Origin of the sequence: Deinococcus metalli, from assembly GCF_014201805.1 — a bacterium.
Lineage (GTDB): Bacteria > Deinococcota > Deinococci > Deinococcales > Deinococcaceae > Deinococcus > Deinococcus metalli.
Genome location: NZ_JACHFK010000004.1, coordinates 302797 through 314906 on the forward strand (window position 1 = coordinate 302797; position 12110 = coordinate 314906).

At 69.8% G+C, this 12110-nt stretch carries 11 protein-coding genes; 3 read left to right on the top strand and 8 right to left on the bottom strand.

Features of this window, described 5'->3' with window-relative positions; translation table 11 throughout:
• Nucleotides 1-72: 72 nt before the first annotated feature.
• The 3 genes from pxpB to HNQ07_RS10445 are packed head-to-tail and all read left to right on the top strand — an operon-like array spanning nucleotide 73 to nucleotide 3604.
• Nucleotides 73-1668 carry a 5-oxoprolinase subunit PxpB gene (gene pxpB / locus HNQ07_RS10435; RefSeq protein ID WP_184111409.1) on the top strand — a complete coding sequence of 532 codons (1596 nt, stop codon included), beginning with the start codon at nucleotides 73-75 and terminating at the stop codon, nucleotides 1666-1668.
• Nucleotides 1665-2486: an SDR family NAD(P)-dependent oxidoreductase gene (locus HNQ07_RS10440; protein ID WP_184111411.1), complete on the top strand. Its 822-nt coding sequence runs from the start codon at nucleotides 1665-1667 to the stop codon at nucleotides 2484-2486. Before pxpB ends, HNQ07_RS10440 begins: the two co-directional genes overlap by 4 nt.
• Nucleotides 2483-3604: an NAD(P)/FAD-dependent oxidoreductase gene (locus HNQ07_RS10445; protein WP_184111413.1), complete on the top strand. Its 1122-nt coding sequence runs from the start codon at nucleotides 2483-2485 to the stop codon at nucleotides 3602-3604. Before HNQ07_RS10440 ends, HNQ07_RS10445 begins: the two co-directional genes overlap by 4 nt.
• Nucleotides 3605-3945: 341 nt before the next feature.
• Here the strand turns inward: HNQ07_RS10445 and HNQ07_RS10450 are convergent, their stop codons facing one another.
• From HNQ07_RS10450 to HNQ07_RS10485, 8 genes are all read right to left on the bottom strand, one after another.
• A complete protein-coding gene (locus HNQ07_RS10450) occupies nucleotides 3946-4182 on the bottom strand; it encodes a hypothetical protein (protein ID WP_184111415.1) in 237 nt (78 codons plus the stop codon).
• 136 nt (nucleotides 4183-4318) lie between these two features.
• On the bottom strand, nucleotides 4319-4609 hold the full coding sequence (locus HNQ07_RS10455) for a hypothetical protein (protein ID WP_184111417.1): 291 nt from the start codon (nucleotides 4607-4609) through the stop codon (nucleotides 4319-4321).
• Between the two features lie 261 nt (nucleotides 4610-4870).
• The gene (locus tag HNQ07_RS10460) at nucleotides 4871-6817 is read right to left on the bottom strand and encodes an HD domain-containing phosphohydrolase (RefSeq protein WP_184111426.1); all 1947 of its coding nucleotides are present in this window, start codon (nucleotides 6815-6817) and stop codon (nucleotides 4871-4873) included.
• 595 nt (nucleotides 6818-7412) lie between these two features.
• The gene (locus HNQ07_RS10465) at nucleotides 7413-8201 is read right to left on the bottom strand and encodes a glycerophosphodiester phosphodiesterase (protein ID WP_184111429.1); all 789 of its coding nucleotides are present in this window, start codon (nucleotides 8199-8201) and stop codon (nucleotides 7413-7415) included.
• Nucleotides 8198-9229 (bottom strand): ABC transporter ATP-binding protein, encoded by a 1032-nt coding sequence (locus tag HNQ07_RS10470; protein WP_184111431.1) that lies wholly within the window; start codon nucleotides 9227-9229, stop codon nucleotides 8198-8200. Before HNQ07_RS10470 ends, HNQ07_RS10465 begins: the two co-directional genes overlap by 4 nt.
• Nucleotides 9230-10090: an ABC transporter permease gene (locus HNQ07_RS10475; RefSeq protein ID WP_221274913.1), complete on the bottom strand. Its 861-nt coding sequence runs from the start codon at nucleotides 10088-10090 to the stop codon at nucleotides 9230-9232.
• Complete coding sequence (locus HNQ07_RS10480) at nucleotides 10087-10929, bottom strand: ABC transporter permease (protein ID WP_184111433.1); 843 nt, start codon at nucleotides 10927-10929, stop codon at nucleotides 10087-10089. Before HNQ07_RS10480 ends, HNQ07_RS10475 begins: the two co-directional genes overlap by 4 nt.
• A 58-nt stretch (nucleotides 10930-10987) precedes the next feature.
• The gene (locus HNQ07_RS10485; protein ID WP_184111435.1) at nucleotides 10988-12106 is read right to left on the bottom strand and encodes an extracellular solute-binding protein; all 1119 of its coding nucleotides are present in this window, start codon (nucleotides 12104-12106) and stop codon (nucleotides 10988-10990) included.
• Nucleotides 12107-12110 lie beyond the last annotated feature (4 nt).

The following is a 12110-nucleotide window of genomic DNA, read 5'->3' on the forward strand; positions in this document are numbered from 1 at the left end:
ATGCCGTCAGCGTGCCACACCGCCCGCATGAACCGGTACCGCCCATGGCCCCGTTGCCCTAGGCTGATCGTCATGCGTCTGGAAGGCTTCTACGTGCAGTTCTCGCCGGTGATCGACAGTGCGCAGAACCTGCGGCTGCACGCCCTCCACCGCCGGCTGCGCGAGCAGATTCCGGACGGCGTCACCGAGCTGCAACCGGGGTACGGGAACCTGTACGTGGAATTTGACGCCGAGCGCCTGCGCCGAGAAGAGGTGCAGGAGTGGGTGCGCCGGGCGCTGGCAAGCCTGCCGGCCACCGCCGGCGCAGAGGGGCGACAGGTCGAGATCCCCGTGCGCTACGACGGCGAGGACCTGCCGGACGTGGCCACGCGCACCGGCCTGACCCCAGCCGAGGTGATCCGGCGGCACAGCGGTGCGGATTACCACGTGTACGCCCTGGGCTTCACGCCGGGTTTTCCCTTCCTGGGTGAGGTCGACCCTGCCCTGCGCCTGCCGCGGCGGGACACGCCACGCGCTCAGGTGCCGTTCAACGCCGTGGCGATCGCGCAGGCGCAGTCCTGCGTGTACGCGCTGCCCTCCCCGGGCGGGTGGAACCTGCTGGGCACGGCGCTGACGCTGCTCTACGACCCCAACCGCGCCGGCCCCTTCCTGCTCGCGCCGGGCGACCGGGTGCGCTTCGTACCTGCGGAGGGTGCCACGCCCACCCTGCCCGCCGTGCGCGAGCTGTGGCCCGCCCGGCCGCACACGCCCATCCTTGAGGTGGTGAGGCCCGGGCTGCTCGACGTGCTGGTCGATGGCGGCCGGTTCCACCAGGCGCACACGGGCATGGCGCGCAGCGGTCCGCTGGACGCGCCGGCCGCGGACAACGCAAACAGGTCTGCTGGCAACCCGCCAGGAACGCCGCTGCTGGAACTCACGCTACTGGGACCGGTGCTGCGCGCCCTGCGGAGTGTGACCGTGGGGATTGCCGGCCAGGGCATGACGCCGCTGGTGGACGGCCAGCCCGTGCCAGAGGCGGGCCGCGTGCGCCTGCGGGAGGGTCAGGTGCTGTCCTTCGCGCCGTCCCCCGTCGGCGTGCGGGCGTACCTGGCGGTGGCGGGCGGCGTGCAGACCGTGCCCTTCCTGGGCAGCAGCAGCGTGGACCGCACCGGCCTGATCGGGCGGCCCCTGGCGCGCGGTGACGTGCTGGGCGCGGCGGGGCTGGACGCCGGCGCTCCGTTGCGGCCGTCAGCGCCGGAACCTGGCGACCGCGCAGAGGGTCGCTCAGGCGTGGTCACCCTGCGGCTGAGGCCAGGGCCACAGGCCAGCCTGGAGGCGCTGCGTGCCCTGGCGGACGGAGTATTCACGGTCGGCACCCAGGACCGCATGGGCGTTCGCTTCGAGGGACCGCCCGTACCGGGTGGGCAGGTGGTCAGCGAGGGCACACCGCACGGCGCGGTGCAGGTCACGCCCGCCGGGCAACCCATCTTGCTGCTGAACGACCGGGGGCGAATCGGCGGGTACCACAAGCCGGCCGTGCTGCATCCGGACGACCTGCCACGCGCCGCGCAGTTGCGCCCCAACCAGCGGGTGCGCTTCCAGCCCTTCGTCTCCGGACCGCCCGACACCTGGGCGGCACCGTGGTTCCTGCCCGCTCTCCCCCATTCACCCGAAGGGAGTTCCCAATGACAAGCAACACGACACAGCGTTTTGAGAACCGCGTGGTCCTGGTCACCGGCGCGGGCGGCGGGATCGGCCGCGCGGTCGCCGAGGGCTTCGCGGCCGAGGGTGCCCGCGTCGCCGTGAACGATCTACACCCGCACACGGTGGAAGCCGTCGTCGCGGGCATCACCGCCGCGGGCGGCACAGCTCTGGCCGTCCCCGCCGACGTCTCGGACGCCGCGCAGGTCGAGGCGATGTTTGCCCGCACCGAAGCCGCGCTCGGCCACGTGGACGTGCTGTACAACAACGCGGCCCTGATCGACACCGCCCGCCACTTCCTGGAAGCCGACGAGGCGTGGTGGGACCGCATCCAGCGCGTCAACCTGAAGAGCGTGTTCCTGTGCTCGCACCGCGCCGCGACGGTGATGGCCCGGCGCAGACGGGGCGTCATCATCAGTACGTCGTCGGGTGGGGCGACCCGTGCCCACCGCGGCAACGTGGCCTACGACGCCACCAAGGGCGGGATCGAGGCCATGACCCGCTCGATGGCCCTGGACCTGGCGCCGTACGGCATCCGCGTCAACGGCGTGGTGCCGGGCTTCATCAACACCTACGGCCTGACCGAGGAGCAGCTGCGCGTGCGCGAGAAGACTGTGCCGCTCGGCCGCTACGGTGTGGCGGCGGACATGGTCGGCGCGGCGCTGTTTCTCGCGTCGGACGACGCGGCATACATCACGGGGCAGTTCATCGCGGTGGACGGCGGCGTGCTGGCGCAGCAGCGCAGCGCGAACGTGGACACCTTCCCGGTCGAGGGCTTCCCGGTGATCCCGGCAGACCTCGCGTGAGCGCCACCACCGCAGACGTCGCCGTGATCGGCGCAGGCATCGTCGGCGCAGCGTGCGCGTGGCGGCTGGCGCAGCGCGGCCTGACGGTCCGGGTGCTGGAACGCGACCAGCCGGCGGGCGGCAGTACGGGCCGCAGCGCCGCGGGCGTGCGGGCACAGTTCACCGGCGAGACGAACATCCGGCTGTCGCAGGAGAGCATCGCCGAGTACGCCGCCATGCCCCGCTCGGGCTACCACGCGGACGGCTACCTCATGCTGGTGCCTGAACAGCAGTGGGCGGAGCACCGTGAGGGCGTGGCCCTGCAGCAGCGTCTCGGCGTGCCCAGCGAACTCCTGACGCCGCAGGGAGCGCAGCAGTACGCGGCCTTCGACCCCACGGGCCTCGGCGGGTGCAGCTACTGCCCCACGGACGGGTTCGTGGACGCCCACTCGCTGACCTTCGATTATGTCCGCCTGGCGCGCGAGGCCGGGGCTGCCGTGCAGACCGGCACGGCCGTCACGGCCATCCGGCGCGCGGGAACGGAGTGGCATCTGGACACCACCCGGGGTGAGGTGCGCGCCGGCCAGGTCCTGAACGCGGCCGGCGCGTGGTCCGGCGAGGTCGGCGCGCTGGCCGGGCTGGACATCCCGGTCCGGCCCGCGCGCCGGATGGTGTTCACCACCGGTCCGCTGGACCCGCCGCGCCGACTGCCCATGACCTTCGACCTGGAGAGCGGCGTGTGGCTGCGTTCTGAGGGCGAGCGGCTGATCTTCGGCCGCGCCGATCCCGCCGACGAGGGCTGGCGCGAGGGCCTGAACTGGGAGTGGCTGGACCCCACCCTGGAAGCCGCGCTGGCCCGCTTTCCGTGGCTGGACACAGCAGGACTGGACCGCCGGGCAAGCTGGTGGGGCTACTACGAGGTCACGCCGGACCACCAGGCGATCCTGGGGCGAATGCCCGGCGTGGACGGCTGGCTCAACGCCTGCGGCTTCTCCGGTCACGGCGTGATGCACGCTGCCGCCACCGCGCGTGTCATGGCGCAGGTGGCGTGCGGCGAGGAGCCCTTCATCGACATTCGGCCTCTCCGGTACGAGCGTTTCCTGGGGCCCACAGGGAAAGCGCGGGATATCCAGGTGTGATCCGCCGACCACACGTCCTGATCCGTCCCCAGGCCTGGTTGCTGCAACTCGCTCATTCTGGACAGTCCCTGCGAATCGCCCGTCGGTCTAGTTCACGACCAGAACAGCAGCTTCATTCCTCAAAGCCTCTATAGGCGAACTCTGCCGTAGACATCTTCTGGAGCAGCCCTTTGAGACAGACCAAACCTCCTGAAGCGCGTTTCGCAAGTATCCCGCTGAGCAGCCTGTGCCGTACCAGGGATCCTTGAACCCGACGGTCCACGAGACATTGCTCAAGCCGTCTGCATGGTCTTAATCGCCTGCAAGCACACAGCTCCCAACTCAGGCAGCAAGTTTTGCCCCTATTGGAGCCTGGAAAATTCGATCAGGGCGTCGTCGATCTCCGTGTCTGTGTAGCCGCGGGCGTGCAACTGCATGCGCGTTCGGGTGCGCGCATCTCTGATTGCCACGTCGGTGCGGGCAGCCAGGGTCTGCACGTCCGGATGGCTCGATGCGGCGGCCACCGCCTGCTCCTCGGCCTCCCGGAAGGCCGAGATGATCACGATTTTGCTGCCCCAGGAGCCATAATCTCCGACCACGTCGTCAACTGTACGCCGGTTCATCTGGTGCCCGGCGGTTCATCAAGGCATGCAAAGGGAACCCCCTACGGACGCTGGGCATCGGTCTCATGACGGAGTGTGCACCTGTGTACATTCATTTCCGCCTTGGCCCACATCACGCGCAGGGTTTGATGGGCGGCAGGTGCGGTCCCAGAGGCGCAGTGCCACATGGAAGGGCATCACAGCGGCCCAGCACGGTGTCGATCTGTTGCTGCTCGAAGCCGAGGGCAAGGAGGCGGTCAGTCGCTTCCAGGTGACCGTCGCGCACGGCCCGGTGCAGGCGCTTGACCATGGAGGCGCTTCCGTACAGATCCGCTTCGGCGCCGGCAATTGCGTGGGCCACAGCAACTTGCAGGACCGAGACGATCATCGATTCTCTGTCCCAGACGTCATAGAGGGTGACCACACCCCCGAGGGTACGCCAGCACCCTCCGGCCAGGACACGACGGCGGCCAACATTTCGATGTCAACTCCTGGGTGTCGTCTCCGGGTCAGATCAAGACCCCGTCATCAAAGCCGTAGCACGCGAGGGGCAGATCCCGCCCGAAGCCACGCGCGCCTGTCGCAGCACGGCAGCAATGCACTGCATCGAGAGAGACGTGATCAAGGCACACTGGTTTGAAGTCGTGTTCGGAACGGCGCCGGATGGCCCACGCCCGGCCAGGGCTCAGCCGACCTTCAGCCGCTCCGGCGCGGCCACGAGGCGCAGGAATAGGGCGGTGAGGTGAGGATCAAACTGCCGGCCGGCCTGGGTCTCGAGTTCCCGCCACGCGCGGTCCACGCTCCACGCCTCCTTATAGGGCCGCGCGTGCGTCAGGGCGTCGTACACGTCGCACAGGCCGAAGATCCGTGCCAGCAGCGGAATGCCCTCACCCGACAGGCCATGCGGGTACCCGCCGCCGTCCCAGCGTTCGTGGTGGCTCAGCACCACATCCAGTGCCGCCTGCGGCAGGCTGGGCACGCGCGCGGCCATGTCCGCTCCCACCCGCGCGTGCGTCTGCATCAGGGCCCACTCGGCGGCGTCCAGTGGGCCGGGTTTCAGGAGCACCGCGTCCGGGATCGCCAGCTTGCCGATGTCATGGAGGTACGCGCCCATCCGCAGGGCGTTCAGGGCGTCGTCATCGAGTCCGGCGGCGCGGCCCAGGGCCAGTGCGAGGTCGACCACCCGCCGCGTGTGCCCGGCAGTTTCCATGTCGCGCATCTCCAGCAGCACGCCCATGCCCGTGATGCCCGCCTCCACCGACGCCTGCAACTTGCGGTAGACATTCTGGCGCTCCATGTGGTGGCCGAGGTGGGCGGCCACGCCGTCGAGCACCTGGCGCACCTCCGGGGAGATGGTGCGCCAGCGGTCGGACGACGTGAAGGCGACGACGGCCGTCACCACACCATCGACCTTCACCGGAGCGGCGACGAAACTCTTGATCTTCAGGTCGGCCAGCGAGGGCTCGGCGTACCTGCTGTGCTCGTAGTCCGACGACCACACGGTGGCCTGCTCGCGGACCACGGCCTCGACGACGCGGTTGGAGGGCAACGTGAGGGTCCGGCGGCCCTGCGCCGGGTGGCGGTCGGACCGTTCGTGGTACGTGACGACCAGGGGGTCGGCCACCGGGATGTACAGCCACGTCCGGAAGTCGGCCAGATCGGCGGCCTTGCGCAGACCCAGGTCGAGGATGGCGTCCAGCGTCGCCAGCGACTGCAGGAAGTGCGGAAACGACGCCAGGCCGACGTAGGGGTCGTCGCGCTGGGCGGAACGCGCCGCGTAGTGCCCGGCCTTCTGCCCATACATGCCCTCGTCGGCCAGGACGAGCGCCCGCTCCAGCGGCTCACTGGCCAGCATGCTGACCGTGCCGACGGCGTAGGCGGGGAGGGCCGGGTCCGGGCGCGGCACGGTCAGGGCGGCGGGCGCAAGGAGCGCCTGGAGGTCGACGTCACCGGGCACCAGCACCACGAACTCGTCGCCTCCCCAGCGGCTGAGCTGGGCACCCGCCGGGAGGTGCTGGCGCAGCGTGGCGGCGATGTGCTGCAGGTACGTGTCCCCCTCGCTGTGGCCCCCGCGGTCGTTGACGGCCTTGAGGTCGTTGACGTCGATCATGGCGACCGACACCCGCTCCGTGAGCCGCAGCTCGAGATAGCGGCGGGTCAGGCCGCGCCGGTTCAGCGTGCCGGTCAGGGGATCGGTCTCGTGCAGATGCCGTTCGTGTTGTAGCCGGCGCAGACCGTCCGCGTTGCCGCCGATGGCCACCCACAGCAGGGTCAGGGCGGCGCACGCAGTGAACACCAGTTCGATCTGGCCAAAGTGCGGCACCTGATACGCCATCGTGATTCCGCGCAGGAACAGCAGATCGGCGAGCATGCCCATGCTGATGGACAGCCCCACCGCCATCTGCGCGCGGAACCCGTTGGCGAGGCTGATCGTCCACAGCGTGCACAGCACCACGCCGGCACCGCCCGCCATGCTCAGGAGACCGGGCATTGACGGATGCCAGTGCGCCAGGGGATCGGCACGCACCAGAAAGACGATGCCCAGGAGGGTCAGCGCGTATCCCGTGAAGGTCACCACCAGCGTCGGCCAGTTGTACGGTTTGGAACCGCCGGTGGAGGCGTGGAGGGTCACAGTGCCCGGAGCATAGTCACCACGCTCTCGCAGCGCCCTGACAGGACCGTGGAGGATGTGCCGCGGCCTGACGTGTCTGGCGACGGGCGTGTCGGGGAGGCGGGTCAGCGTCACCGGGTCGAGCAGAGGCAACGCACTTCGGCGGTCCGTGAAAACTGCCAGCCAGTACGGGTCTGTGGGGTGCGCGGTTTATGCCACACGGCCGGGCACGTTCCGGCGCTGGTCCCGGACCTCGCCGTCAAGGGCAGGGGTGAGAGGCAGTTCGGTGCGGCGTACGGCCTGACCGGTAACCGGGAGCAGGACTCCAGCAGTGGCGCGGCGCCCTGCACGTTGGCAAAAGCCTACGTCCAGGTGACGGCGCCGGCTGCGGACATCTCGAGGTGTGTGGAGGTCCTGCCGAACCGCGTGACGGTTTTGACCCTCAGGTCGCTGGAGGGGATGGTCTGGCTGGCGTCCACGCCCCTACCGTGCGGAGTGGTGGGGCAGCCGCCCGGCGCGAGTCCAGCGAGTACGCTGCCCGCAGCCCGCGGAATCGTCGACACCGCGCTCTCAAGCTCCGGCCCTGTCTGGACCGTGGCACGACGCGCAGCCACGCTCACGACTCCAGGTAACCGGGCACCAGAAGGCGCGGATCGGTGCCTGGGCCGGGGGCCGGGTGGCGCCTGAGGGCGCTGAGCACAGCGGGCGAGTTGCTCGTCAGGCCATCCACGCCCAGCGCCAGCAGGTGCGCCGCGACGGGCGGATGGTCCACCGTCCACGCGAGCACCATCACGCCCAGCGCGTGCGCCGCCTCGACCATCGCCGCGTCCACGGTGCGCCAGTACACGGTCACGGCGTCCAACGACCCGAGGCGCCGCAGGGTGACGCCGAACGACGCGTACGCGGCCGCGTCCGGCGTCAGCGAGACGGGCAGGTCCGGGCGGCGCGCCTTGAGGGCCAGCAGCGTGTCCACGTACCCGCCGCATACCAGCGCGTCGTGCACGTCCAGCGTGTCCAGTGTCGCGATCAGCGGGGCGTACAGGTCCGGCGCCTTGAGGTCGATCATCACGCCGGATCTTCCGCGCGCTTCCTCCAGGGCCTGTGGCAGGGTCATGAGCGTGCCGTCCGGCGTGGGCAGCGCGAGCAGATCGGCCAGCGGGTGCGCGGCGATGGCGAACGCGCCGGCCGGCGTGACGATGTGCTCGTCGTGCCACAGCAGCAGTTCGCCGTCACGCGTGACGTGCACGTCGAGTTCCACATAGTCCGGACGGACCGCCAGCGCGGCGCGCAGCGCCTCGGCCGTGTTCGGCCCGGCCGCCCACGCCGCCCCCCCGTGAGCGGTCCGCAGGACGCCCGCCGCGCGGCGCTCCAGCAGGGCCCCGTTCGTGCTGCGCCAGCGCGTCACGCGCCCACCCCCATGACCGGGGCCGCGTCGCCCAGCAGCGCACCGTCGCGGTAGGTCAGGGCGCGGCGCACGCGCACGGCGGTCATATCCGGCGCCTCGCCGCGCGCGAGTTGCACGGTCAGGGGCACCTCACCGGCGGCACCGGGCAGCGTCAGGCGGCCGCGCACCTCGCGCACCGGGCCGAGGTCGAGCACGTGCTCCGCGCGGAAGGGCGCGCCCACGGCGCCGAAGTGCAGGTCCTCGGGACGCACGGCGAGTTCCGCGCCGTCCGGGACGTCGAGGCCCAGCAGCGGGCCGGCGCTGGCCGGCAGAAAGTTCATGCGGCCGATGAACTCCGCCACGAAGCGCGTCGCGGGGCGCGCGTACAGCGTGCCGGGATCGTCGAGCTGCTGGAGCACGCCCTGATCCATCACCGCGATCCGGTCCGAGACCGCCAGCGCTTCCTCCTGGTCATGCGTGACGAACACGGTGGTGATGCCCAGGTTCCGCTGGATCGCGCGGATCTCGTCGCGCAGCGTGACGCGCAGCCGGGCGTCCAGGCTGGAGAGCGGCTCGTCGAGCAGCAGCACCTGGGGTTCCAGAACCAGCGCGCGGGCCAGCGCCACGCGCTGCTGCTGCCCGCCCGACAGCTGCGCGGGACTGCGGCGCTCCATCCCCGGCAGGCCGACCAGTTCCAGCGCCCGCTGCACCTTCTGCACGATCTGCGCCGGCGGCAGGCGCCGCAGTTTGAGCCCGAAGGCGACGTTGTGGAACACGTTCATGTGCGGCCACAGGGTGTAGCGCTGGAAGACCATCGCGGTCGGCCGCGCCTCCGGGCCGAGGCGCACGACCGAGTGCCCGGCGATGCGGACATCCCCGGCATCGGGCGTCAGAAAGCCGGCCAGCAGGCGCAGGGTGGTGGTCTTGCCGCAGCCCGACGGGCCGAGCAGGCACACCAGTTCTCCGCTGTGGATGCTGAGGTTCAGCGCCGACACGGCGGGGCGCCCGGCATAGACCTTGCTCACGTGGTCAAAATCGATCTCGGACATTCAGCCTCCCTTGAAGCCGGCGGCGAGGTAGCCGGACAGCAGGTACCGGCGGGCGAGCAGCAGCAGGATCACGGACGGCGCGGCCAGCAGGACGCTGAATACCGCCCCGACCGGTTCCGGGTAGCTGGACACCAGCGAGTACATCTGCACCGGCAGCGTGGTGATCTCCGGTGTGCCGATGATCAGGGTCGCCTGCGCCTCGTCGAGCGAGCCCAGGAAGGTCAGGATCAGGGCCACGATGATGCCCGGCAGCGCCACCGGCAGCGTCACGCTGAAGAACACCCGCAGGGGGCTGGCGCCCACGTCGCGCGCAGCCTCCTCGAGTTCGCGCGGCACGGCGGCAAAGGCGGCAGCGGGAATCCAGACCATCGTGACCAGCGAGTTCACCAGCTGCACGAACACCACGCCCCAGAACGTGCCGATCAGGTTCAGGCGGAAGAACAGCGCCGCGATGGCGATGTACAGGCCCAGTTTCGGGAAGGCGTTCGACGCGAGCAGCGACACGTAGAACAGGCGCTTGAGCGGGAAGTCGAAGCGCGCGAAGGCGTACGCGGCCGGCAGGCATACCACCGCCGAGAGCAGCGTGACGGTCGGCGCGGTCGTGAAGCTCCAGTACGCGGCCTTGCCGACATCGGCGTTCGTGAACACCCACTGCCACCAGCGCAGCCCGAACTCCTGTGGCAGCAGGCCCGGGTACAGCCACCGCTGCGTGACGGCCCACAGCAGCAGCGTCCAGATCGGCAGCAGCAGGAAAGCCCCGAAGGCCAGGATCAGGATACGGACCACGGCCCGGCGCAGGGCGGGCACGCCCAGGAACCACCCGGCGCCGGTGGGGGCAGCGGGCGTGACGGCGCGGCTCACGCGGCCCGCCGGTTCTGCCGCAGCGTCGCGGCCACGTACAGGTAACCCACCACCGCGCACACTGCGAAGCTGAACACGGCCAGCGCCACGGCCAGCTGCGGCTGCCGGAAGGAACCGAAGTTCAGCTGCATGCTCACGCCCAGCATGTTCGGCGCGGTGGGACCCAGCAGGTACGGCACAGTGAAACTCCCGAAGATTCCGATGAACGAGAAGGTCAGCACGATCAGCAGAGGCACGACGTTCAGCGGCAGCACCAGCCGCGTGAGGATCGTCCAGAACGGCGCGCCCTGGTCACGGGCCGCGTCGATCTGCTCCTCTGGAATGCCGTCCAGGCCGCTGGAGAGCATCAGCACCGCGAAGGGGATGCCGACCCAGACCTGCCCCAGCACGATCCCCCACGCCTGCCGGATCGGCGAGGTGTAGCCGATGCTGACCCTTGCCAGCATGGCCTCGAACAGCCCGTTGTCGCCGTAGAAGGTGGTGAGGGCGTACGCCGCGATGATGGTGGGAATGAACATGGGCAGCAGATACAGAGTGCGCACGAGTTCGGTGCTGCGGCCCCGGTGGAAGCGGCCGTACAGCGCCAGCGCGTACGCGAGCGCACTCAGCAGCAGCGTGGCCGTGACGCTCACGAACAGCGTCAGGCGCAGGTCCCGCGCGAAGGCCGCGTTGGCGAAGAGTTTCCCGAACACCGCCAGCGTCGGGTGGTCGCTGCGGATCAGGTCGAGCCCGGTCGTGTAGTTGACATTTCCCGCGGGCACCAGGCCCAGGGAAAACCTCAGGGCGTCGACGGCCGGCCACAGCACCAGCAGCGTCAGCACGAGCAGCGGCGGAAGCACGAAGAGAAGCCCCAGCAGGGACTTCCCGTTCGTGTGCCTTGAGAACTGACCGAGCACCTTACTTCTGGGGCTGCGGAGTGCCGGCGACGCGCTCGTACCACATGCGGGTCATGTCCGCGTTGAACTTGCTGGAAAAGCCGAAGGAGTAGTCGCCGGCCATGTCTCCGAACTTGTCCTGCACCGCGGCCGGCATGTACTTGAGCTGCACGCCGGGGTAGCCGTTCATCTTGTTCGCCACGACCGCCTGCACGTCCGGCGTGAGCAGCCAGTTCAGGAAGGTGTACGCGGCGGCCTTGTTGGCGCTGTCGGCGGCCACGCCGATGTACGCGGCACCGCCCGACAGCGGCGGGTCGATCTGCGTGAGCTTGATGTTCGCGGGCAGCAGGCCCTGCGCGAGGTAGCTCAGGCCCATGTCGGACCACACCGGGCCCATGCTGATGGCGCCCTTGCCGAGCAGTTGCAGCGTACCGACGTTGTTCTGCGAGTACTGGCCGTTCTGGTACAGGTTGGGGGCGAGCTTTTTCAGGGTCGTGAAGCCCTGCTCCCAGTACTTTTCCTTGCTGGCGTCGTAGTCCGTCTCGAAGGTGCCGGCCTCGGCCGCCGGGATGCCGAGCTTCAGGATGCGCGTGACCAGCGCGTTGCCGCTGCCGCCGGTGTCCGGCGCGTTGTACGTGAACTGGCCGGGGTTCTTGCCGATCCACTCGATCAGGGCGCTGAGGGTCTTGGGCGGGTTCTTGACCTTGGTGGAGTCGTACGCCAGCACCACCGAGCTCGCGCGGTACGGAACGCCGTACGAGCCGGCGCGCGCCACGACGTTGGGGCTCACGCGGGCGAGCAGCGGCACCTTCTGCGCGCTCAGCTTGTCGAGCAGGCCCTTTTGCGCCGCGTCCTCGACGGGGCCTTCCAGGATGTCCACGCCGCTGACCTTGCCGGCCTGTTTGGCGGCGGCCATGCGGTCGAGGGTGGACTGCGAGTTGGCGCCGTGCGCGCTGAAGACCAGGTTCACCCGGATGCCCGGGTTGGCCTTCTGGAACATGGGAATCAGGTCCTTCTCCCACAGGTCCTTGACGTTCACGTCGCCCTCGGAGTACAGGTTCAGCGTGGTCGGGGCTTGCGCCGAGGCGACGGTCGAGCCCGTGCCCAGCAGGAGGAGTCCGCACAGCAGAGTGGCTTTCATGGCG

Bases quoted from the DNA above. Each gene is read 5' to 3' on its own strand.
- pxpB (WP_184111409.1), top strand. From the start codon at position 73: ATGCGTCTGGAAGGCTTCTACGTGCAGTTCTCGCCGGTGATCGACAGT.
- HNQ07_RS10440 (WP_184111411.1), top strand. From the start codon at position 1,665: ATGACAAGCAACACGACACAGCGTTTTGAGAACCGCGTGGTCCTGGTC.
- HNQ07_RS10470 (WP_184111431.1), bottom strand. From the start codon at position 9,229: ATGTCCGAGATCGATTTTGACCACGTGAGCAAGGTCTATGCCGGGCGC.
- HNQ07_RS10485 (WP_184111435.1), bottom strand. From the start codon at position 12,106: ATGAAAGCCACTCTGCTGTGCGGACTCCTCCTGCTGGGCACGGGCTCG.